Source organism: Achromobacter sp. D7-1 (assembly GCF_059760445.1).
Genome location: NZ_JCBAMT010000026.1, coordinates 50,269 through 72,362 on the forward strand (window position 1 = coordinate 50,269; position 22,094 = coordinate 72,362).

21 protein-coding genes are annotated in these 22,094 nt (G+C 67.7%); 9 read left to right on the forward strand and 12 right to left on the reverse strand.

Features of this window, described 5'->3' with window-relative positions:
• Positions 1 to 81 precede the first annotated feature (81 nt).
• Together AC6LKD_RS13740 and AC6LKD_RS13745 are read left to right on the forward strand one after the other, a co-directional pair.
• On the forward strand, positions 82 to 615 hold the full coding sequence (locus AC6LKD_RS13740) for an isochorismatase family protein (RefSeq protein ID WP_013391709.1): 534 nt from the start codon (positions 82 to 84) through the stop codon (positions 613 to 615).
• 191 nt (positions 616 to 806) lie between these two features.
• Positions 807 to 1,031, forward strand: coding sequence for a YMGG-like glycine zipper-containing protein (locus AC6LKD_RS13745; RefSeq protein WP_332014222.1), 225 nt, complete (start codon positions 807 to 809; stop codon positions 1,029 to 1,031).
• Between the two features lie 87 nt (positions 1,032 to 1,118).
• On the opposite strand, the gene minE is transcribed toward AC6LKD_RS13745, so the two are convergent.
• The 4 genes from minE to AC6LKD_RS13765 all read right to left on the reverse strand — a co-directional run bounded on the left by minE (position 1,119) and on the right by AC6LKD_RS13765 (position 5,143).
• Positions 1,119 to 1,376 carry a cell division topological specificity factor MinE gene (gene minE / locus AC6LKD_RS13750; RefSeq protein ID WP_006217654.1) on the reverse strand — a complete coding sequence of 86 codons (258 nt, stop codon included), beginning with the start codon at positions 1,374 to 1,376 and terminating at the stop codon, positions 1,119 to 1,121.
• Positions 1,377 to 1,379: 3 nt separating this feature from the next.
• Entirely contained in the window at positions 1,380 to 2,195 is an 816-nt protein-coding gene (gene minD, locus AC6LKD_RS13755) for a septum site-determining protein MinD (protein WP_041652327.1), read from the reverse strand.
• 140 nt (positions 2,196 to 2,335) lie between these two features.
• Complete coding sequence (gene minC / locus AC6LKD_RS13760) at positions 2,336 to 3,214, reverse strand: septum site-determining protein MinC (protein WP_498116542.1); 879 nt, start codon at positions 3,212 to 3,214, stop codon at positions 2,336 to 2,338.
• 162 nt (positions 3,215 to 3,376) lie between these two features.
• On the reverse strand, positions 3,377 to 5,143 hold the full coding sequence (locus tag AC6LKD_RS13765) for a glutamine--tRNA ligase/YqeY domain fusion protein (RefSeq protein ID WP_492276063.1): 1,767 nt from the start codon (positions 5,141 to 5,143) through the stop codon (positions 3,377 to 3,379).
• Positions 5,144 to 5,279: 136 nt separating this feature from the next.
• Between AC6LKD_RS13765 and AC6LKD_RS13770 the strand changes: the two genes are divergently transcribed.
• Together AC6LKD_RS13770 and AC6LKD_RS13775 are read left to right on the forward strand one after the other, a co-directional pair.
• On the forward strand, positions 5,280 to 6,623 hold the full coding sequence (locus AC6LKD_RS13770) for a cytochrome ubiquinol oxidase subunit I (RefSeq protein ID WP_498116543.1): 1,344 nt from the start codon (positions 5,280 to 5,282) through the stop codon (positions 6,621 to 6,623).
• Positions 6,620 to 7,672 carry a cytochrome d ubiquinol oxidase subunit II gene (locus tag AC6LKD_RS13775; RefSeq protein WP_013391715.1) on the forward strand — a complete coding sequence of 351 codons (1,053 nt, stop codon included), beginning with the start codon at positions 6,620 to 6,622 and terminating at the stop codon, positions 7,670 to 7,672. Before AC6LKD_RS13770 ends, AC6LKD_RS13775 begins: the two co-directional genes overlap by 4 nt.
• A 30-nt stretch (positions 7,673 to 7,702) precedes the next feature.
• Here AC6LKD_RS13775 and recQ read toward each other — a convergent pair whose 3' ends face one another.
• Complete coding sequence (recQ, locus tag AC6LKD_RS13780; RefSeq protein WP_498116544.1) at positions 7,703 to 9,532, reverse strand: DNA helicase RecQ; 1,830 nt, start codon at positions 9,530 to 9,532, stop codon at positions 7,703 to 7,705.
• 93 nt (positions 9,533 to 9,625) lie between these two features.
• Positions 9,626 to 10,930: a fimbria/pilus outer membrane usher protein gene (locus tag AC6LKD_RS13785; protein WP_492276066.1), complete on the reverse strand. Its 1,305-nt coding sequence runs from the start codon at positions 10,928 to 10,930 to the stop codon at positions 9,626 to 9,628.
• 216 nt (positions 10,931 to 11,146) lie between these two features.
• Here AC6LKD_RS13785 and AC6LKD_RS13790 point away from each other — a divergent pair, with 216 nt between their 5' ends.
• From AC6LKD_RS13790 to AC6LKD_RS13810, 5 genes are all read left to right on the forward strand, one after another.
• On the forward strand, positions 11,147 to 11,848 hold the full coding sequence (locus tag AC6LKD_RS13790; protein WP_041652336.1) for a response regulator: 702 nt from the start codon (positions 11,147 to 11,149) through the stop codon (positions 11,846 to 11,848).
• Positions 11,848 to 13,407, forward strand: coding sequence for a sensor histidine kinase (locus tag AC6LKD_RS13795; RefSeq protein ID WP_013391719.1), 1,560 nt, complete (start codon positions 11,848 to 11,850; stop codon positions 13,405 to 13,407). Before AC6LKD_RS13790 ends, AC6LKD_RS13795 begins: the two co-directional genes overlap by 1 nt.
• An 87-nt stretch (positions 13,408 to 13,494) precedes the next feature.
• Complete coding sequence (ruvB, locus tag AC6LKD_RS13800; RefSeq protein WP_492276067.1) at positions 13,495 to 14,568, forward strand: Holliday junction branch migration DNA helicase RuvB; 1,074 nt, start codon at positions 13,495 to 13,497, stop codon at positions 14,566 to 14,568.
• A gap of 123 nt (positions 14,569 to 14,691) precedes the next feature.
• Positions 14,692 to 15,657, forward strand: coding sequence for a threo-3-hydroxy-L-aspartate ammonia-lyase (locus AC6LKD_RS13805; RefSeq protein ID WP_013391721.1), 966 nt, complete (start codon positions 14,692 to 14,694; stop codon positions 15,655 to 15,657).
• Positions 15,658 to 15,759: 102 nt separating this feature from the next.
• Complete coding sequence (locus AC6LKD_RS13810) at positions 15,760 to 16,668, forward strand: complex I NDUFA9 subunit family protein (RefSeq protein ID WP_013391722.1); 909 nt, start codon at positions 15,760 to 15,762, stop codon at positions 16,666 to 16,668.
• 7 nt (positions 16,669 to 16,675) lie between these two features.
• Here AC6LKD_RS13810 and ruvA read toward each other — a convergent pair whose 3' ends face one another.
• The 6 genes from ruvA to AC6LKD_RS13840 form a co-directional block, all read right to left on the reverse strand.
• Positions 16,676 to 17,248 (reverse strand): Holliday junction branch migration protein RuvA, encoded by a 573-nt coding sequence (ruvA, locus tag AC6LKD_RS13815; RefSeq protein ID WP_013391723.1) that lies wholly within the window; start codon positions 17,246 to 17,248, stop codon positions 16,676 to 16,678.
• A gap of 125 nt (positions 17,249 to 17,373) precedes the next feature.
• Positions 17,374 to 17,922, reverse strand: a complete 549-nt coding sequence (gene ruvC / locus AC6LKD_RS13820; protein WP_013391724.1) for a crossover junction endodeoxyribonuclease RuvC — start codon at positions 17,920 to 17,922, stop codon at positions 17,374 to 17,376.
• Positions 17,922 to 19,511: a bifunctional phosphoribosylaminoimidazolecarboxamide formyltransferase/IMP cyclohydrolase gene (gene purH / locus AC6LKD_RS13825; RefSeq protein WP_498116545.1), complete on the reverse strand. Its 1,590-nt coding sequence runs from the start codon at positions 19,509 to 19,511 to the stop codon at positions 17,922 to 17,924. Before purH ends, ruvC begins: the two co-directional genes overlap by 1 nt.
• A gap of 103 nt (positions 19,512 to 19,614) precedes the next feature.
• Entirely contained in the window at positions 19,615 to 19,854 is a 240-nt protein-coding gene (locus tag AC6LKD_RS13830; RefSeq protein ID WP_006217670.1) for a helix-turn-helix domain-containing protein, read from the reverse strand.
• Positions 19,855 to 19,890: 36 nt separating this feature from the next.
• Positions 19,891 to 20,916: a tRNA dihydrouridine synthase DusB gene (gene dusB, locus AC6LKD_RS13835; RefSeq protein ID WP_013391726.1), complete on the reverse strand. Its 1,026-nt coding sequence runs from the start codon at positions 20,914 to 20,916 to the stop codon at positions 19,891 to 19,893.
• A 115-nt stretch (positions 20,917 to 21,031) separates the two neighbouring features.
• Positions 21,032 to 22,094 (reverse strand): UbiH/UbiF/VisC/COQ6 family ubiquinone biosynthesis hydroxylase (locus AC6LKD_RS13840; RefSeq protein WP_498116546.1); only part of this gene is annotated, 1,063 nt, incomplete at its 5' end.

A 22,094-nucleotide genomic window follows, 5' to 3' on the forward strand; every position in this document is an offset into this window, starting at 1 on the left:
CGCCTGACAAGAATCCCGGCTCCGCGCCGGGATTTTTTTTGCCGGCGTTATGCTAGAGACTTCTTCCAGGAGTTCCGCGCCATGCTGCTGTCCGCTACCGATTCCACCCTGCTGATCGTCGACATGCAGGGCCGCCTGATGCCCGTCATCCATGACCATGAGGCTGTGCTCAACGCCGCCCACAAACTTGCGCAGGCCGCACGCCTGCTGGATGTGCCGGTGGCCGCCACCGAGCACCACGCCAAGATGCTGGGCGCCACCGTGGAACCGCTGCGCGAGCAGATCCAGACCACTTTCCAGAAGATGCACTTCTCGTCGGCGCTGGAGCCGGGCTTCGAGGCCTGGCTGCCGGCCGCGCGCAAGACCATCCTGGTGGCGGGCTGCGAGGCGCACATCTGCGTGCTGCAGACCGTGATCGGCTTGATCGACCTGGGCTATCACGCGGTGCTGGTGTCGGACGCCGCGGGCTCGCGCAAGCCTGCCGATCATCACGCGGCGCTGCGCCGCGCGCGTGCGCATGGCGCTGAAATCGTCACGTCCGAGATGGCGATATTCGAGTGGATGCGCACTTGCGAACACCCGCGCTTTCGCGAGGTGTTACGTCTGGTCAAATAGCGGCAGCGTGCTGCAACAATGTCCCTGGGGCGCGCAAAGATTAACTCGCCCTTTGACACAATTCATGGGCAAACTTCACAGCCAGGGCAAGAATATTTTGCGATCCTGAAGGTTCCAGACCCTTATGGGCGCCGCGCGCTCGCATTCAGTTTCATTCGCGGCGCCCGGGTACGAGAATAGGAACCACAAATATGAAAATCGCATCCCTCTCCAAAATCTGTGTTGCGTTGGCAATGACCGCCGCGATGGCTGGCTGCTCTTCCTGGGACGGCATGAGCCATCGCCAGAAGAGCACAGTCGGCGGCGCCGCCCTGGGCGGCGTGGCAGGCGCCGTGATCACCAACGGCGGCATCCTCGGAACGGTGGGCGGAGCGGCGATCGGCGGCGTCATCGGCGACCAGGTCGGCAAACGTTAAGGCTTGCGCTGCTCCAGAAACCAAATGCCCGGCATCGCCGGGCATTTTTTTGACCATGGTGCACGCCAGTGATGGCGCACAGCCGCATCAGGTCTCGTTCTGCGGCATTTCGATCTTTACCTCCAGGACCTCCAGCGTGTCCTGGCGTTCCAGGTGCACCTTGATGTCCTCGGGGTTGATCTTCACGTACTTCGAAATGACGGCGATAAGCTCCTGCTGCAGCTGCGGCAGGTAATCGGGCGAGTCGCCACGGCCCCGCTCGTGGGCCAGGATGATCTGCAACCGTTCCTTGGCGACGGATGCGGAGGTCTTCTTTTGACCAAGCAGAAACGACAGGAAGGACATTGCTTACTTGCCTCCGAACAGGCGTTTCAGGAAACCGGGCTTTTCGTAGTCGGTAAAGCGCAGGGCCTTGTCTTCGCCAAGGTAGCGGGCCACGACGTCTTTGTACGCTTCGGAGACGTCGGTGTCTCGCAGGTGGATGGCCGGCAGGCCTTGGTTCGATGCCTGCAGCACCGCTTCCGATTCGGGGATCACGCCGATCAGCTTGATGCGCAGGATGTCCTCGATGTCGCCCAGCGACAGCATTTCGCCGTCGACCACGCGCTTGGGGCTGTAGCGCGTGAGCAGCAGGTATTCCTTGACCGGCTCGTCGCCTTCCACGGCGCGCTTGGACTTGGCGGCCAGGATGCCCAGGATGCGGTCGGAGTCGCGCACCGACGAGACTTCCGGGTTGGTCACGACCAGCGCGTCGTCGGCGAAGTAGGCGGCCATCAGCGCGCCCGTTTCGATGCCGGCGGGCGAGTCGCAGACGATGTAGTCAAAGCCCATGCCCTTGAGGTCGTTGATGACCTTTTCCACGCCTTCCTGCGTCAGCGCGTCTTTGTCGCGCGTTTGCGAGGCGGGCAGGATGAACAGGTTTTCGAGCTGCTTGTCCTTGATGAGAGCCTGGTTGAGCGTGGCTTCGCCCTGGATCACATTGACGAAGTCGTACACGACGCGCCGTTCGCAGCCCATGATCAGGTCGAGGTTGCGCAAGCCGACATCGAAGTCGATGACAGCGGTCTTGTGGCCCCGCATCGCGAGTCCTGCAGAAAAACTGGCGCTGGTCGTGGTTTTGCCCACGCCGCCTTTGCCGGAAGTCACCACAACAATGCGTGTCATGACGATCAAACCCTTATGTTCGAATAAATCGCGTTATCGTAAAGCAAAAAGCCCTTGTAAGGCTTCTTACAGGATGTGTGGAAATTTGCGCGGGTATCCGCGCATCCGACCGGCCGCTGTTGGCGGTTGCCAACTGGATATCAAGCCTTGAGGGCTTCGATGCGCAGCGTCTCGCCGTCCAGGCGGACCAGCGCGGGCTGGTTATGCAGCGTGCGGTCCAGCTTGTCCTCGACCACGCGGTACACGCCGGCCACGGCCAGCAGTTCAGCGTCCAGGTGGGTCGTGAAGATGCGCGCCGAGGTGTCGCCGCGGGCGCCGGCCATGGCTTTGCCGCGCAACGGGCCGTAGACATGGATGTTGCCGTCGGCAATGACTTCCGCGCCCTGGCTCACCATGCCGATCACCACCAGGTCCGTGTGGCGCGCGTAGACGCGCTGGCCGGAACGCAGCGGCTTGGTGATGACCAGCGCCGACGACGAGTGCGGCGCGGCGGGCGTGGGGCTGGACGCCGAAGTGGTGTTGCTGGCCGCGCGCGCGGGCAGCGGTTCGCCTGCGTGATTGCCGGCAGGCGCTTCCGGCTCGGCGGCGGCTTCGGTGGAGACTTCAGTGGGCGCGGGCGCGGTTTCGATCGCGGCGGCAGGCACGGAGGGCACCGGGGTGGAGACGTCGTTGGGCGGCGCGGTGTCGATCACGGGCGCGGGCCGGGCCGCGGGCGTGGACAGTTCCACCGGGGTCAGGCCCGCGGCGCGCGCGCCTTCCAGGTTGGCGCCTTCGGCGACCACGCCGATCGGAGGCAGGTTGTGGCCGCGCAATGCCGCCACCAGGGCGGTCCAATCGATTTTTTCCTCGACGCGGCTGGCGTCCACGACCACGGGTTCGTTTTCGAAGAAGCTGCCGGCATCGGCCATGCGCTTGGCCAGGGCGGCGTTCAGGCGTTCAGGGTCGGCGCTGTGCAGGACCACCCGGATGGCGTAAAGGGTGGCGCTTTTGAAGTCCAGGGCTAGGGATTCAGTGTTCATCTTGATTGTGGCTGGCGGTCTTGGGGCCGGGAAACGGCGCGCTCGACCGGCTGCGGGGTTCGGGGGATGATAACCCGCCCAGGGGCGGCATGCGCGGGCGGCGGATCCAAAGAAAAAGGCGCCTTTCGGCGCCTTTTCCCGGCAATGCGGACGCCAGGCGCATCAGCCTTGCGCCCAGGAATCGCGCAGGGTCACGATGCGGTTGAGCACCGGCGCTGCGGCGGTGGATTCCTTCAGGTCGGCGGTGAAGTAGCCCAGCCGCTCGAACTGCCAGGTGGCGCCCGGCGTGGCGACGGTGCCCGGCTCCAGCCAGGCCGTGACGGTCAGCTTGGAGTTCGGGTTCAGGCAGGCCAGAAAGTCCTTGTCGCCGCCGTCGGGGCGGGCGTCGGCGAACAGGCGGTCGTACAGGTGGATCTGGGCGGGCACCGCGTGGGCCGCGCTGACCCAGGTGATGTTGCCCTTGACCTTGACGCTGTCGGCGCCCGGCGTGCCGCTCTTGGTTTCCGGCAGGTATTCGGCCTGGACCTCGATGACTTCGCCGGCTTCGTTCTTGGTGAAGCCGGTGCAGCGCACCACGTAGCCGTACTTCAGGCGCACGGTGTTGCCCGGGAACAGGCGGAAGTACTTCTTGGGCGCTTCTTCGCGGAAGTCGTCGCGCTCGATCCAGAGTTCGCGCGACAGCGGGAATTCACGCACGCCGGCCTCGGGATCGTGCGGGTTGCGCGGCGCGGTGCAGATCTCGGTCTGGCCTTCCGGGTAGTTGGTGATGACCAGCTTGATCGGATCCAGCACGGCCACCGAGCGCGGCGCGATCGGGTCCAGATCGTCGCGCACGGCCTGCTCGAGCAGGCTGTAGTCGATGCGGGAATCCGACTTGGACACGGCGGTGCGGTCGCAGAACAGGCGGATCGAAGCAGGCGTGTAGCCGCGCCGACGCAGGCCGAAGAGGGTCGGCATGCGGGGGTCGTCCCAGCCGTCCACGTGGCCTTCGCGCACCAGTTGCAGCAGCTTGCGCTTGCTGGTGACGACGTAGCTCACGTTCAGGCGCGCGAATTCGTACTGGTGCGGCAGCGGCTGCGCCAGCTTGCCGAGTTCGGCCAGGCGCGCCAGGATCCAGTCGTAGAACGGGCGCTGGTCTTCGAATTCCAGCGTGCAGACGCTGTGTGTGATGCCTTCGAGCGCGTCCTCGACCGGGTGCGCCCAGCTGTACATCGGGTAGATGCACCACTGGTCGCCGGTGCGGTGATGGTGGGCGTGGCGCACGCGGTACATGACCGGGTCGCGCAGGTTGATGTTGGGCGAAGCCATGTTGATCTTCGCGCGCAGCACCAGGCTGCCGTCCGGATGCTTGCCGTCGCGCATTTCGCGCAGCAGCGTCAGCGACTCGGCGGCCGGGCGGTTGCGCCAGGGCGAGTCGGTGCCGGGTTCGGTCAGCGTGCCGCGGTTGGCGCGGATCTCTTCGGGGCTTTGCTCGTCGACGTAGGCGTGGCCGGCTTCGACCAGCGCCTCGGCGAACTCGTACATGTAGCCGAAGTAGTCGCTGGCGAAGTACAGGTTGTCATTGCCGTCGGCCTTCCAGTCGAAGCCCAGCCAGTGCACGGCCTCGATGATGGCGTCGACGTATTCCTGGTCTTCCTTTTCAGGATTGGTGTCGTCGAAGCGCAGGTGGCAGACGCCGCCGAAGTCGCGCGCCAGCCCGAAGTTCACGCAGATGCTCTTGGCGTGGCCCAGGTGCAGGTAGCCGTTGGGCTCCGGCGGAAAGCGCGTGCGGATGCGGGCCGGATCCAGTCCGCCCTGCTCTTGCAAGGCCGCCGGGCCAGGCTTGCCCGCCCAACGCTTGCCTGCGAAGCGCTGGGCTTCGAGGTCGTCTTGAACGATGTTGAGCAGGAAATTTGATGCGGCAGGGGTCGGCGTCGTGGCGGAGGTCATTCTTGAAAGAATAGGAAAAAGCAGCGACAAAGAGTCAATTTTGCCACGTTCCGCAGGAGAGGCCTTTTCGCGGCCGGTGCAACCGGTTTCAAACTGTCCCCACAGTGATGTAACTGGCTCTACACTACGGGCCATCATGGACATATCCACGTTATCCCTGGCCCGCGCGCAGTTCGTGGCCAGCCTGAGCTTCCTGGCGTTCTTCCTGGCCTTCTCCCTGGCGCTCGCCTGGGTGTTGCTGTTCTTCAAGATCAGGGCGCGCTGGTCCGGCCATGGCGGTTGGACGGCCGCATATCGCTTCTGGGTGCGGATCTTCGCGCTGGCCTTCGTGCTGACGCTGGCGGCCAGCGTGCCGGTGCTGATCCAGTTGGGCAGCTTGTGGGCGGGCCTGATGGACAAGATAGGCAATGTGGCCGGTCCCTTGCTGGGCTACGGCATTCTCTCGGTTTTCATCCTCAAGTCCTGTTTCCTGGGCGTCATGCTGTTCGGCCAGCGTCGCGTGTCGGACGGCGCCCATACGCTGGCCGTGCTGATGGTGGCGGTGGGCCAGCTGGTGGCGGTGTTCTGGGTGCTGGCGCTGCAATCCTGGATGCAGACGCCGGACGGCGCGCTGCTGGTCGACGGCCGCTATCAGGTCTACGACTGGATGGCGGTAGTGCTGAATCCGTCCGTGGGCTGGCGCATGGCGGTGGTGGTGGTGGGCGCGGCCCTGGCCGCCTCGTTCCTGATGATGGGCGTGACCGCGCTGCAGGCCTTGCGGCGTCCGTTGGGCGACGGCGAGCGCAATACGTTCAAGACCGCCCTGGTGGTCGCCGTGGTGGCGGCCTTCATGCAGCTGCCGGTCGCGACCGGCGCCGGCCAGATGACCGCCAAGCTCCAGCCGGCCAAGGCGGCGGCTGCCGCAGGCTACTGGGAAAGCGGCGCGGAGCCTCAGTTGGTGCTGTTTGCCTGGCCCGACGCGCGCGCCCATGAGAACGTGGCCGACCTGACCCTGCGCAACATGGGCGGGATGTGGCTGCACCGCAACCAGGACGGCACCTACCGCGGCCTGGACAAGTATTCGGGCATGCTGCCGCCGGTGGCGCTGACCTTCTGGTCGCTGCGCGTGGCGGCCGGACTGGGCCTGTTGATGCTGGTCGTGGCCTGCGTGACCTTCCTGTGGACGTTCCGGCGCGGACTGGATCCGTCCACGCTGCCGCAGTGGTGGCAGCGGGTCCTGTGCGGCATGATGTTTTCCGGCGCCATCGCCGTCGTGGCCGGATGGTGGGTATCCATCCTGGGGCTGCAGCCGTTCGCGGTGAACGGCACCATCACGCAATCCGAGGTGCTGGGCATCGTGGCCTCCAGCACCGTGCTGTATGGCTTGATCGCCTATGGCGTGCTGTACCTGCTGCTGCTCGCGGCCTTTGTCGGCATGCTGTTCCACGCGGCGCGCTACGGCGTCGTGCCTGTGCGCAAACTGGGCGGGGGGACGCCATGATCGCCATGCTGGCCGCCTCTCAAGGCCTGAACCCCGACGATCCTTCGTTCTGGATGCCGCTGGCCTTCATGGCCCTGCTGTTCGTGGTGATCGCCGCGGGCATGGTGCTGGACGGCTTCGACCTGGGCGTGGGCATTCTGCTGCAGCTGGCGCCGGAACATGAGCGCGGCCGCATGATGAGCCTGCTCAGCCCGTGGCGCGACGCCAATGAATTCTGGCTGCTGCTGGGCATGGGCCTGTTCGCGGCGGCGTTCCCGTTCGCCTGGGGCGCGGTGCTGGGCAAGCTCTACGGACCGCTCACCTGCATGGTGCTGGGCGTGGTGCTGCGTAGCGTTTCGTTCGAATTCCGCATCCGCGCGCGCAACGACATGAAGCCGCGCTGGATCTTCGGTTTCTGGGCGGGGTCGCTGATCGCCGCCTTCGGCCAGGGCATGCTGCTGGGCCGCATTGCGACCGGCTACCAGTCCGATGCCGGCTATGGCTGGTTCTCCATGTTCGTGGGCCTGTGCGCGGTGGCGGCCTATGTGCTGCTGGGCGCGTCCTGGCTGGTCATGCGGGTGGACGGCGATTTGCAGCGCCGCGCCGCCAACTGGGCCCGCCACGCCATCCGCTGGACGGCGGTGGGCATGGTGGCGATCGCGGTCACGCTGGGCCTGGCCAACGCGGGCATCTTCTACAAGTGGAGCAACATCGCCCACCTGAGCCTGGCGGCCACGGTCTGGGTGCTGATGCTGGCGGGCTTCGTGGCGGCCGAAATGCTGTTGGCGCGGCTGCCCGGCAAGGCCGACCGCTTCAGCTGGCTGCCGTTCGTGCTGTGCGTGGCCCTGTTCCTGCTGATGCTCAGCGGCCTGGCCTACAGCCTGTTCCCCTACCTGATCCTGGACGACATGACACTGTGGGACGGGGCGGGCGCGCTGGGCTCGATGCGTCTGGTGCTGGCCGGCGCGGTGGTGGGCGTGCCGGTGGTGCTGGTGTTCAACATCCTGGCCTACCGTTCGGTGTTCGGCAAGGAGCGCGCGCCGGTGCCGCTGCTGCCGCCGCCGGGCTGATCCGGCCGGGATGCCCGGCCGGAGCCGGCATTACAAGACCGGCCTGGCCACGCGCTGCAGGATTTCTTCGCCGTAGGCTTCCAGCTTGCGGGCGCCCACGCCGCTGATGTGACTCAGGTCGTCCATTGATTCGGGCTGGGCCAGCGCGATCTCGCGCAGCGTGGCGTCGTGGAAGATGACGTAGGCCGGCACGCCATGGCTCTTGGCCACTTCGCCGCGCCAGGCGCGCAGGGCCTCGAATACGGGTTGCAGTTCGGCCGGCAGGTCGATGGCCGCCGCCTTGGGGCGGCCGCTGCCGGTCTTGCCCGAACGCGGTTTCTTTTCGGATTCCCGACGCAGCATCAGTTGCCGTTCACCCTTGAGCACGGCCCGGCTGCCTTCGGTCAGGGCCAGGGTGCCGTAGCCTTCGTGGTCCACCGTCAGCAGGCCTTGCGCCAGCAATTGGCGCAGCACGCCGCGCCAGGCGGTGTCGCTCAGGTCCGCGCCCACGCCGAATACGCTCAGCGTTTCGTGGCCGTGCTGCTTGGTGCGGTCGGTGATCTTGCCGCGCAGGATGTCGATGATGTGCCCCGCGCCATAGCGCTGGCCGCGTTCCTTCCACAGGCGATAGACGGCGGACAGCACCTTTTGCGCCGCGACCGTGCCGTCCCAGGCCTGGGGCGGTTCCAGGCAGACGTCGCAATTGCCGCAGGCCGTGATCTGCTGGCCGAAGTAGGCCAGCAGGCGCACGCGCCGGCATTCCACCGTTTCGCACAGCCCCAGCATGGCGTCCAGCTGCTGGCCCAGGCGCCTGCGGTAGGACTCGTCGCCGGGCGATTCGTCGATCATGCGGCGCTGCTGCACCACGTCTTGCAAGCCATAGGCCAGCCAGGCCGTGGCCGGCAGGCCGTCGCGGCCGGCGCGGCCGGTTTCCTGGTAATAGCCTTCCACGGACTTGGGCAGGTCGATGTGCGCCACGAAGCGCACGTCGGGCTTGTCGATGCCCATGCCGAAGGCAATGGTGGCCACCATGACCACGGCGTCCTCGCGCAGGAAACGCGACTGGTTGGCGGCGCGCACCTGCGCGCTGAGGCCGGCGTGATAGGGCATCGCGTCGATGCCCTGGTTGCACAGGAACTCCGCGGTTTCTTCCACGCGGGCCCGCGACAGGCAGTACACCACGCCGGATTCGCCTTCATGGTCGGTCTGGATCATGTCCAGCAACTGCTTGCGCACCTCGTTCTTTTCGATGATGCGGTAGCGGATATTGGGGCGGTCGAAGCTGGAAACGAAGTGGCGCGCGTCGTCCAGCGACAGGCGCTGGGCGATCTCGCTGCGCGTGTCGGCGGTGGCGGTCGCGGTGAGCGCGATGCGCGGCACGTCGGGCCAGCGCTCGTGCAGCATCGACAGGCCCAGGTATTCGGGACGGAAGTCGTGGCCCCATTGGGACACGCAGTGGGCCTCGTCGATGGCGAACAGCGCGATGCGGCCGCGTTCCAGCAATTGCAGGCAGCGGTCGGTCAGCAGGCGCTCGGGCGCCACGTACAGCAGGTCCAGCTCGCCGGCCAGGAAGGCCTGCTCGACATCGCGGGCAACCCGCCACTCCTGGGTGGAATTCAGGAAGGCCGCGCGCACGCCCAGTTCGGTCAGGGCGTCGACCTGATCCTGCATCAGCGCGATCAGCGGTGACACGACAATGCCGGTGCCTTCGCGCACCAGCGAGGGAATCTGGTAACAGAGCGACTTGCCGCCGCCGGTAGGCATGAGGACCAGCGCGTCGCCGCCGTCGATCACCTGTTCGACAATGGCTTGCTGGTCGCCGCGGAAGGATTCGTAACCGAAAACGCGCTGCAACACGCCGAGGGCGCGCGCGTCAGACATGGGGGTAGGCCGGGAGCATCATGGCAGGGATTTTAAGCCGCAATTCCGTCGGCCCCTTTCCAGGGGGAGATTTCCGTCCCTGCCGTGGCCTGCCTACCAGCTCAGCCAGGTGCCGCGCATGAAGGTATCCACTGGCATGCTCAGGTTGGCGCGCCATTCGTAGTTGCCGGAAATGATGTCGCGGTCCGCGCCCACCGCCAGCTTGACCTTGGGCGCCACGAACATGCTGTGCGACAGGCCCACGCGCTGTTCGGCCAGCTCGGAGCCTTCGCGCAGCCCCGAATAGGTGCCGCTGAGCACGCCCCAGCCGGTGATGGGGACGCCGGCCGACAGCGTGTTGCGGGTGTGCGCGGCCGAGGCTCCGCCGCCCGCGTAGCTGGACAGGTCGCCATAGCCCGCGCCGACCTGTTCGTTGGAATAGCCCAGGTTGACGGCGTCGGCCACGGCCACGTTGTAGTCGAAGCGGTAGCGCCAGGCGCTGGCCGCGTCGAACGAGCTTTGCGTGGCCCCGGCGCGGAAGGTGCCGTACTCGCCGGCGGCATAGGTGGTGCCCATGCCGCGCGTCGTGAGCGAGGGCGCGCTCTGCACCTGGCCCTCCACGGTCAGCGCAGGCGTGAGCCCGTAGCGCACGCTGCCGCTGCCTACCGTGTCGCCGTAGTCCACCGCGCCAGAATTGGCTGCCGGGTCCATGCGGTTGAGCCGGCCCAGCGATGAGGAATAGCCGAAGCTGCCTTCCGGCGCCGTGGCGCCGGACCCGGCCCAGTTCGATATCTGCAACCCGCCCACCGGCGCGCTGCTGCCCCAGGCGGGCGCCCTGGCGTCGATGTTGCCGACGGCAACGGACGGACCCGAGGTGTTGCGGTAGACCCAGTTGCGGCTGCCGCCGTAGCGCAGGCCGTCCTGGCTGCTGGCGGAGGCGAACCACGGGCGGGAGGCGCGCGACACGCCGGAAATCATGACCACGGGCACGCGCGGCAGATCTCCGTCCTGGAGGACGAAGGAATAGTCCGGTGCGGGTTCTTCGGGCGTGGCGAGCACGCCGCAGTCCAGGGGGACCGGGGCGGGCTGGGCGTCGCCGGATAGCCCCAGTCCGGTGCCGGGGATCAAGTCCGCGTCGGCCGCTCCGTGCACACTGGTGTCCAGCGCCGGTTCCATGGTCTGCATGTCGCAAGGGGACGGGTCGAGCGGCACCGCGCGCGACTCCAGGGACGCCGCGGGGCGCACAGGGATGGGTTGAACCGTGGATAGCACCCCGATGCCGCGCGCCGAGGGCGGGGCCGGCATATACGGGGACGCAGCAAGCGGATCGCCCAGGGCCGGGGCGATCGGGCAGGCCATGGCGGCCGCGAGCGCGGCGCGCGACAGCCGGTTTCGCCAGATGAATGCAGGGGCGATCATAGATACAGTGTAGAGAGGGGGCCCTGCCTTGCCTGTAAACGATTTTTAGCAAAGCGGACAGAAGGCGGGCCGGATTCCATTTTAGGGCCAGTCCGGACCGGCGCGGCGCCGCGGCGGGAAAGCGCTGGCAAACACGCTCAACATCGTGCAACAGGTATATTTCAGTTGATTTCCCGCCTCTTGCGGCGGGGCCCGCCGGGCCGCACTATGGCATCCATGGACAATCCCCACACCAAGCTGCTGGTCGTCGACGACGATCCTGCCTTAAGGCAATTGCTGGCCGATTACCTGAACCGGCACGGCTACGACACCCTGCTGGCGCCGGACGCCACCGACCTGTCGTCCCGCATCACCCGCTACGCGCCCGACCTGCTGGTGCTGGACCGCATGCTGCCCGGCGGCGATGGCGCGGACGCCTGCCGCCGCCTGCGCGAGCAGGGCGAGGACATCCCCGTCATCCTGCTGACCGCCCGCGACGAGGCGGTGGACCGCATCATCGGCCTGGAGGCCGGCGCCGACGATTACGTCGGCAAGCCCTTCGACCCGCGCGAACTGCTGGCCCGCATCGAGGCCGTGCTGCGCCGCAAGCGCGGCCCGTCGGCGCTGACCAAGGACGCGCCGGTTTCGTTCGGCCCCTTCGTATTCGATCCCTCCACCCGCCAGTTGTCGCGCGAGGGCACGGTGGTCAAGCTGACCGGCGGCGAGATCAATCTGCTGGAAGCGCTGGTGCGCAACGCCGGCAAGCCGCTGTCGCGCGAACGCCTGCTGGCGCTGGCACGCGACGACGACGCCGGCGAACGCAACGACCGCGCCATCGACATCGCCATCCTGCGGCTGCGCCGGGTCATCGAAGAAGATCCCAAGCAGCCGCGCTGGATCCAGACCGTTTGGGGCATCGGCTACCGGTTCTCGCCTTGATGCGCTTTGCTCCTGGTTTCCTGGTGCCGCGGTCGCTGCGGGCAAGGCTGATCCTGCTGATCCTGGGTTCGGTCCTGCTGACGCAGGCGGCCACGCTGGTGACGGTGTCGTACTTCCGGCACAAGTTCATGGAAGACGTGGCCATCGGCTACATCGTCACCACCATCCGCACCTTGCGCGCCGCCGTGTCGCAGGTGCCGGCGGAGGAACGCGCCGACTTCGTGCGCACGGCCTCGCAGAACCAGTGGCGGCTATGGTCGCGGGTACTGCCCGCCGAGGCCAAGCTGCAGCGCTTCAATGGCCGCCGTCCCCCGCCGAAGACCGCTCCGAAGCCACCGCCGCCGCGGCCGCCCGCGGACATGCAGATACACGGCCCGCCGGCGCCGCCGCCCCCGGAAGTGCGCGACGAGGAGCATGGCGATGAACGCGCCAGCGCGCGGGAAGGCGAGCGCGCGCGCGATCGCGAGGAGCACAGCCGCCGCTACCAGCCCGAGCCGGACGACATCCGCCGCGACCTGCGGGTGCTGGTGCAACAGCTCAATGAACGCCTGAACGACGGCACGCGCGTGGCGCTGTCGCGCGGGCCCACGCCGGAAATCTTCATTTCACTGGCGCCCAATCCCGCCAGCGAGGATGCGCCGCGCCTGCGCGAATGGCTGGTCATTCCACTGGACCGCCTGGACCCGCCGGTCGCCACGCCCTTCATCGCCGCCTGGCTGGGCGGCCTGGGGCTGCTGCTGTTGCTGGCGGTGGGTTTCTCCTGGCATATCACGCGTCCGATCACCCGCCTGGCCGACGCGGCCGACCGGCTGGCGGCGGGGCAGCCGCAGCGGGTCGAGCCCTCGGGTCCGCATGAAACGCGGGTGCTGGGCGTACGCTTCAACGCCATGCTGGATGCGCTGGCCGAATCCGATTCGGTGCGCCGCACCCTGTTGTCGGGCCTGCCGCACGACTTGAAGGGACCGCTGTCGCGGATGTGGCTGCGCATCGAACTGGCCGACGACTCCAAGCTGAAAGAGGGGCTGCGCGCAGACTTGCAGGACATGCAGCACATGGTCGACCAGTTCATCGGCTTCGTGCGCGGCACGGATCCGGCCGCCTACCGCTACGCCTCCATGATCCTGTCCGACTGGCTGACCGAGCGCGTCGGCGCCTGGCAGGGCGCCGGCACCGACATCAGCCTGCGGGCCGGCGACGACGTCGCGGCCCTGGTGGTGCAGGCGGACGCGGTGGCGCTGGGCCGCCTGCTGGACAACCTGATCGGCAATGCGCTGAACCATGGCGCGCCGCCGGTCGAGGTCAGCCTGCGGCACGAGGGCCGCCACGCGGTGCTGGACGTGGCCGACCACGGTTCCGGCATCGTGCCGGAGCGGCGCCAGGAAGCGTTGCGGCCGTTCAGCCGCCTGGACGATGCGCGCACGCGCACCGGCAGCGTGGGCCTGGGCCTGGCGCTGGCCGAGGCCATCGCGCGCGCCCACGGCGGGTCGCTGGAGCTGTTGCAAGCGGAATCCGGCGGACTGTGCGTGCGGGTCAGGCTGCCGCTGTCGGAAACGCCTTAGGACCGTCCGGGCAAGGGCGGCCGCCCCCCGGGGCGGGCCGCCCTACGGTACGATGCATCCTGCTCAGTACTTTGTTGTTTCCGCACCATGGCCATCCAGTCCGATTCGCTTTCCTCCCGTCCCGACGCCCCCCGTATCGTGGCGCCGCAGCCGGTGTCGCCCAACGAGGAGTCGATCGAACGCGCCCTGCGGCCCAAGGCGCTGCAGGAGTATGTCGGCCAGCACCGCGCCCGCGAACAGCTGGAGATCTTCATCGCCGCGGCCAAGAAACGCGGCGAAGCCCTGGACCACGTGCTGCTGTTCGGTCCCCCAGGCCTGGGCAAGACCACGCTGGCCCACATCATTGCGCATGAAATGGGCGTGCAGCTGCGCCAGACTTCCGGCCCGGTGCTGGAACGGCCGGGCGACCTGGCGGCGCTCTTGACCAACCTGGAAAAGAACGACGTCCTGTTCATCGACGAAATCCACCGCCTGTCGCCCGTGGTCGAGGAAATCCTCTATCCGGCGCTGGAGGATTTCCAGATCGACATCCTGATCGGCGAAGGGCCCGCGGCGCGCAGCGTGAAGCTGGACCTGCAGCCCTTCACCCTGGTCGGCGCCACCACCCGCGCCGGCATGCTGACCAATCCCTTGCGCGACCGCTTCGGCATCGTGTCGCGCCTGGAGTTCTACAACGCCGCCGATCTCGGTCACATCGTCACACGCAGCGCCGGCCTCCTGAACGCCGGCATCACGCCGGACGGCGCGGCGGAAGTCGCGCGCCGCGCCCGCGGCACGCCGCGCATCGCCAACCGGCTGCTGCGCCGGGTGCGCGACTACGCCGAGGTCAAGGCCGGCGGCACCATCGACGCCGAGGTCGCCGGCCGTGCGCTGGCCATGCTGGAGGTGGACCCGCAGGGCCTGGACCTGATGGACCGCAAGCTGCTCGAGGCCATCATCCACAAGTTCGACGGCGGTCCCGTCGGCGTGGACAGCCTGGCCGCCGCCATCGGCGAAGAGCGCGACACGATCGAAGACGTGATCGAGCCCTATCTGATCCAGCACGGCTATCTGCAACGCACGCCGCGCGGCCGCACCGCCACGCTGACTACCTGGCGCCATCTGGGGCTGACCCCGCCCGCAGGCACCACGACAGGCTCCGGCGACCTCTTCGGCAAGTAGGCGACGGGCCTCGATCGGACAGGGGGCGAGCGTCGAACGGAGCCCAATCGGCGCCGGGACTGCGCTACGGGTTTATCATCCGAAGGTTTTGATTTCCCTTCGCGATCAAAGGACCCCCATCCCATGCAGCCCGAATTGCCCACCTATGATGATGTCGTGCGCGCCAGCGAGCGCCTGGCCGGCAACGCGCACCGCACGCCCGTACTGACCTCGGCCACCGCCGACGCGATCAGCGGCGCGTCGGTCTTCTTCAAGTGCGAGAACTTCCAGCGCATGGGCGCCTTCAAGTTCCGCGGCGGCTACAACGCCATTGCGCGCCTGACGCCTGAACAGCGCGCCGCGGGCGTGGTGACGTTCTCGTCGGGCAACCATGCGCAGGCCATCGCCCTGGCCTCCAAGTTGCAGGGCGTGCAGGCCACCATCATCATGCCGCTGGACGCGCCGGCCGCCAAGCGCGCGGCCACCGAGGGCTACGGCGGCAAGATCGTCACCTATGACCGCTACACCGAGGACCGCGAAGCGATCGCCCGCCGCATCCAGGCGGAAACCGGCGCCGCCCTGATCCCGCCCTACGATCACGAAGATGTGATCGCCGGCCAGGGTACAGCCGCCAAGGAGTTGTTCGAGGAAGTGGGCGAACTGGACTACCTGTTCGTCTGCCTGGGCGGCGGCGGCCTGCTGTCGGGATCGGCGCTGTCCGCCTACGCGCTGAGCCCGCGCTGCCTGGTCTACGGCGTCGAGCCCGAGGCGGGCAACGACGGCCAGCAGTCCTTGCGCAAGGGTGAAATCGTCCGAATTCCTGCGCCCAAGACCCTGGCCGACGGCGCCGCCACGACGCATCTGGGCAACCTGACCTTCCCGCTCATCCAGAAGCATGTGCGCGACATCGTCACGGTGACCGACGAACAGTTGGTCACCACCATGCGTTTCTTCGCCGAACGGATGAAGATGGTGGTCGAACCCACTGGCTGCCTGGGCGCGGCCGCCGTCATGCAGAACGTGGTGCCGGTGCGCGGTGCGCGGGTCGGCGTCATCATCAGCGGCGGCAACGTCGATCTTCCGGTCTACGCCAAGCTGCTGGCGGCCTGATACCGGCGGGCGGTCCCATTCCGGGGCCGCCGATGCGCGCTTGCGGTTGTCGCGTGTGCAAGGCAGAATCGGGACTGAATCCTGACGAACAGGGGCTGCGACATGCGTATCCTTGTCATCGGCGGCACCGGTTTCATCGGCCGTCATCTGGTAGCGCGGCTTTCCGCGGATCAACATCAGATCGTCGTGCCCACCCGGCTCTACAGCCGCGGGCGCGACCTGCAGATTCTCCCCACCGTTACCCTGCTCGAATGCGACGTGCATGACGACGCCACGCTGGACAGCCTGGCGCAAGGCTGCGACGCGGTCGTCAACCTGGTAGGCATTCTGCACGGCAACGCCGGCCGGCCCTATGGCTCGGCCTTTGCGCGGGCGCACGTGCTGCTGCCGCAGCGCATCGCGCAAGCCTGCCGCCGGCAGGGCGTGCGCCGCTTGCTGCACGTCAGCGCGCTGGGCGCCGATTCCAATGGCGACAGCATGTACCAGCGCTCCAAGGGCGACGGCGAAGCCGCCATCAAGCAGGAATTGCAGGGCTGGCAGGACGGCGGCTGGACCATCTTCCGGCCGTCGGTGGTCTTCGGCCCCGACGACAAATTCACCAATATGTTCGCCGGCCTGGCGCGCTGGCTGCCGGCGCTGCCGCTGGCGGGCGCGCACGTGCGCATGCAGCCGGTCTATGTGGGCGATGTGGTCGCCGCCATCGTGTCGGCGCTGGGCAATACGCACACCTGCGGCAAGACCTACGAACTGGGCGGCCCCCAGGTCTACACGCTGGGCGAGATCGCCCGGCTGTGCGCCGCCTGGGGCGGCCATCCCCGCCCGGTCGTCAGCATGCCAATGGGCGTGGGCCGCATGCAGGCCCGGCTGTTCGAATGCCTGCCCGGCACGCCGCTGATGTCGCGCGACAACCTGGACTCCCTGCGCCGCGACAACATCTGTACCGGACCGATAGCGCCCGAACTGCATGTGGTGCCGACCGGCCTGGAAGCCGTGGCACCGCGCTACCTGTAAGCCTGGCTCAGCGCACCAGCGCCTTCAAGGCCTGCTTGATGCCGTCGGACACGCCCACGCCTTCCGGCAGGGTCTTCAGCGCCGACAGCGATTCCTTCTCTGAGTAGCCCAGCGCCAGCAGCGCGTTCAGGATGTCCGACTGGTTGTCGGGCGCCGCGTGCGGCGACGCACCGATGTCCGCGCCCAGCTTGCCGCGCATTTCCAGCAGCAGGCGTTCGGCGGTCTTCTTGCCGATGCCGGGCACGCGCGTCAGGCGGCCCGATTCCTGCAAGGTGATGGCCTGGGCCAGATCCGCCACCGACAGGCCCGACAGCACCGACAACGCGGTGCGCGCGCCGATGCCGCTGACCTTGATCAGTTCGCGGAATGCGCTGCGCTCGCCGGCCGACGCGAAGCCATACAGGATGTGGGCGTCTTCGCGCACCGTCAGGTGCGTGTAGAGCGTGACGCGGGCGCCGGTGTCGGGCAGCGAATACAGCGTGCTCATGGGCACGTCGATGTCATAGCCCAGACCGCCCACGTCCACACAGATGGTGGGCGGGAGTTTTTCGATCAGGGTTCCGGTGATGCGTCCGATCATGGTGATGGTGGCCTGGCAATGGTGAGGCCGCTGAATGCGCGGCGAATGCGGGGATTCTATACGCGCGGGCGCGCTATCGGCGGGAACCGGTCCCGTCCTGCGGCAAATCGCGGTGAATCAGGCGGTCAGCCGACCAGGCGGCCGTTGCGGATGCGGGTCTTGCCGCCCATGCGCAAGCTCGCGCCCAGGCGTTCCAGCTTGTCCTGCATGGGGCCGACGTGGGCATGGCAGATCGCGCAGGCCAGCGCGTCGGCCGAGTCTGGCGCGGGCGCGCCGTCCAGCGCCAGCAGGTGCTGCACCATCATCTGCACCTGCTCCTTGGCGGCGCGACCGGTGCCGACCACGGCTTTCTTGATCTGCAGGGCGGTGTACTCGTGCACGGACAGCGAGCTGTCGGCCAGCGCGCACAGCGCGGCGCCGCGCGCCTGGCCCAGCAGCAGGGTAGAAGCGGGGTTGGTGTTCAGGAAGATGATTTCCAGCGCGGCCACGTCGGGTTGCGTGTCGCGCGCCACCTGGCGCAGATTGTCCAGGATGACTTTGAGGCGTTCGGACAGCGCCAGCGCCGGCGGGACCACGATGGTCCCGCTGGCCACATAGCGCAGCCGCGGGCCGTCGGCATCGATCACACCGAAGCCGGTGCGGCGCAAGCCGGGATCGATGCCGAGGACGCGCATCAGTGGCGGAAGTGACGGGTGCCGGTCAGCACCATGGCGATGCCGTGCTCGTCGGCCGCGGCGATGACTTCATCGTCGCGCATGCTGCCGCCCGGCTGGATCACGCAGGTCGCGCCCGCCGCCACCACCACGTCCAGGCCGTCGCGGAACGGGAAGAAGGCATCCGACGCCACGGCCGAGCCCTTCAGGGTCAGGCCGGCGTTCTCCGCCTTGATCGAGGCGATGCGGGCCGAATCGATGCGGCTCATCTGGCCGGCGCCCACGCCCAGGGTCATGCCGCCGCCCACGAACACGATGGCGTTGGACTTGACGTACTTGGCGACCTTCCAGGCGAATGCCAGGTCGTTCATTTCAGCTTCGGTGGGCTGGCGCTTGCTGACCACCTTGAGCGCGTCGCGCGGCACGTTGTAGGCGTCCGGGCTCTGCACCAGCCAGCCGCCGCCCACGCGCTTGATGTCGAAGGCGTTCTGGCCCGTGCCCATCGGCACTTCCAGCACGCGCACGTTCTTCTTGGCGGCCAGGATGGCCAGCGCGGCGCCGTCATAGGCGGGCGCCAGCAGCACTTCCAGGAACTGCGCGCTGACGGCTTCGGCCGTGGCGACGTCGACCGGGCGGTTGAAGGCGATGATGCCGCCGAAGGCCGAGGTCGGGTCGGTCTTGAAGGCTTGCTGGTAAGCGCCCAGTGTGTCGGCCGCGACCGCCACGCCGCAGGGGTTGGCGTGCTTGACGATGACGCAGGCGGGCGCTTCGAAGCTGCGCGCGCATTCCCAGGCGGCGTCGGCGTCCGCGATGTTGTTGTAGGACAGTTCCTTGCCCTGCAACTGGCGGTAGTTGCCCAGCAGGCCGGCCTGACGCTGCGCGTCCACGTAGAAGGCGGCGGTCTGGTGCGGGTTCTCGCCGTAGCGCAGGGCCTGCTCCTGCTTGACCTGCAGGGTCAGGGTGCCGGGCCATTCGTTGCGGGCCGGCACGGCTTCCTGCTTGGGCTCGGCCTCGGCCAGGCTGGTCAGGTAGGCGGCGATGGCGCCGTCGTAGGCGGCGGTGTGGGCGTAGACCTTGGAGGCCAGCGCCAAGCGCAGGCCGTAGGAGGTGTTGCCGCCCTTGTCCATTTCCGACAGCACGCGCGAGTAGTCCACGGGGTCGATCACCACCGTCACGCCGCCGGCTTCGGTGCCGTGGTTCTTGGCCGCCGCGCGCAGCATGGCCGGGCCGCCGATGTCGATGTTCTCGATGGCGTCGGCGAAGGTGCAGTCCGGCTTGGCCACGGTTTCGCGGAACGGATACAGGTTGACCACCAGCATGTCGATGCGGTCGATGCCCGCCGCCTTGATGGTGTCCATGTGTTCGGCGCTGTCGCGGCGCGCCAGCAGGCCGCCATGGATCTTCGGGTGCAGCGTCTTGACGCGGCCATCGAGAATTTCGGGCGAACCCGTGTGGGCCGCCACTTCGGTGACGGTCAGGCCGGAGTCGGCCAGCAGCTTGGCGGTGCCGCCGGTGGACAGCAGGCGCACGCCGCGCGCGGCCAGGGCGCGGGCAAATTCAACGATGCCGGTCTTGTCGGACACCGAAAGCAGGGCGGTTTCGATTTTCATGGTGAGGGACGGGAGTGGGGCGGGAGCGCCTTTCTCGTTCAGGTCGGATGGGAAATCTGGGGGGAGCGGGCGGCGCGATGCGCCTGCCGCCCGCGCGCGAAAGCTATACCTGGATATTGTGCGCCAGCAACTTCTTGCGCAGGGTGTTGCGAGTGATGCCCAGCATTTCGGATGCCCGCGACTGGTTGCCGCCCGAGCGTTCCAGCGCCACTTCCAGCACCGGGCGCTCCACGCAGCGCATCACCATGTCCCACATGTCGTGGGGTTCGGATTCGCCCAAGTCTTCGAAATAGCGCTCCAGGCTGGCGCGCACGCATTCTTCCAGGACATCTTTCTTGCTCATTTGAGTACAGATATTTTTATGTTGGTGTTGAGGCGGTTATGCCGCCAGCAGGGCTTCTGCGACTGGCGCCGGATGGGGTCCGCCGTCGCGCGAGATGAGATCGAACCAGTCCGACACGGCCCGCCACTGGTCGCGGGTGTTGTCGATCAGATTCATGCGGGCGCAGAACGAATCCGCGCCCGGCAGGCCGTCCAGATACCAGCCTATGTGCTTGCGCGCCGTGCGTACGCCGGTGTGCTCGCCATAGAACCGGTAGTGGTCGTCGAGATGTTCGAGCAGCAGCTCGCGCATTTCCCCATAGGAGGGAGGGGCCAGTGTTTCGCCCGTGCGCAGGTAGTGGTCGATTTCGCGGAAAATCCAGGGACGGCCTTGAGCCGCCCGGCCGATCATGACCGCGTCGGCGCCAGTGTAATCCAGGACGTGCTTGGCTTTTTCGGGCGTCGTGATATCTCCGTTGGCGACAACGGGGATTTTCAGCTCGGCCTTGACGGCGCGGATAGTGTCATATTCCGCCTCCCCCGTATAGAGGTCGGCGCGGGTGCGCCCATGCAGGGTCAGGGCAGCGATGCCGGCGTTTTCAGCCATTTTCGCCACCCGCAAAGCATTGCGGCTTTCGCGGTCCCAGCCGGTACGGGTCTTCAGCGTTACTGGCACGTCCAGGGGCGCGCAGGCGCCCACCACCGCGTCCAGGATGCGGGCGATCTGGTCTTCATGGCGCAGCAGCGCCGACCCGGAGGCCACGTTGCAGACCTTCTTGACCGGGCAGCCCATGTTGATGTCGATGATCCGGGCGCCCTTGCTGGCGTTGAACACCGCCGCCTCCGCCATCATGGCGGGGTCGGCGCCGGCGATCTGCACGGAAATGGGGGCGATCTCGCCGTCGTGGTTCAGGCGCCGGGAGGTTTTGACGCTATCCCATAGCTTGGGATTGCTGGCGGCCATTTCCGACACGGCATAGCCCGCCCCCAGCTTCTTGCAAAGCTGGCGGAAAGGACGGTCCGTCACGCCCGCCATGGGCGCGACCAGCACGTTGTTGGGTAGGGTCCATTGACCTATGCGCATGCTCACATTTTAACCGGCTCGATCGCGCCCCCTTTGTCACCGGGAGAACAATTCGTAACAGAGGAAGGCGAAAACAGACAATCCGCCCCTTTTATCGGGACGGAACGGGTGGAATTCAGGCGCGAAAACCCTGCAGCAAATGCTGCGCCAGCGGCGCGCGCAGAGGGGACGCCAGATCCATCCCCAATAAGGCCAGGCCGCAGGCGTGCTCTACCGGCGCCAGGCCGGTCGAAAAGATGCGGGGCATCAGATCGGTCAGGCCGGCGGTGATGAAGCGGTCCAGGTGGCGCGCGCCGGCGAATTCCGCCAGGGCGGCCCCGGGATTGGCGTCGGGATGGGCCAGCCAGCCGCCCAGGGTCTGGGCCAGGCGGGCCGCGTCGCGCAGGCCCAGGTTCAGGCCCTGGCCCGCGACCGGATGCAGGGTCTGCGCCGCATTGCCGATAGCCGCCACGCGGCCGTGCACCTGGGCGCGGCGGGCGCTGAGCGCCAGCGGAAAGACATGCCGCGGCGCCTGGCTGGACAGCCGTCCCAGGCGGTCGCCGAACGCTGCGGACAGCGCCCGCGAAAAGGCGGCGTTGTCCAGCGCGGCCAGTTCGGCGGCGCGTTCGGGGGCGCTGCACCAGACCACCGAATAGGCGTCCGGGGTCTGCGGGTGCGGCAGCAGCGCCAACGGCCCTTCGGCGGTGAAGCGTTCCCAGGCCCAGCCGCGGCGCGGCAGGGTGGCGTGGGCGGTGGTCAGCACGGCGTGCTGGTCGTAGTCGCGGCGCAGGTCGGTCGCGCCCGCGCCGTCGGATTGCACGGCGACCTGGCACAGCAGCGTCGCGTCGCCTTGTTCGACGCGCACGCCGTCCGCATCCTGCCGGCCGATCCGGGCGGGCGGGCCCTGCAGCACGGTGACGCCACAGGCGGCCACGCATTCATCCAGCTTGGCGTGCAGGCCGGAATAGGCGACCACGCTGCCCAGCTGCGGCACGCCGAAATCGGTGTTCTGGATCAGGGTGCGTCCGAGCCTGCCGCGTTGCGACACATGGATGTTGCGGATGTCGGCCGAGCGCTCGGGCCAGGCATGCAGCGATTCCAGCAGCACCCGGCTGCCGTGGTTCATGGCCAGTACGCGGGGATCCGTGGCGGGCACCGCCGCCGCCGGCGCGACCGGCGCGGGCGCGCTGCTTGCAAGC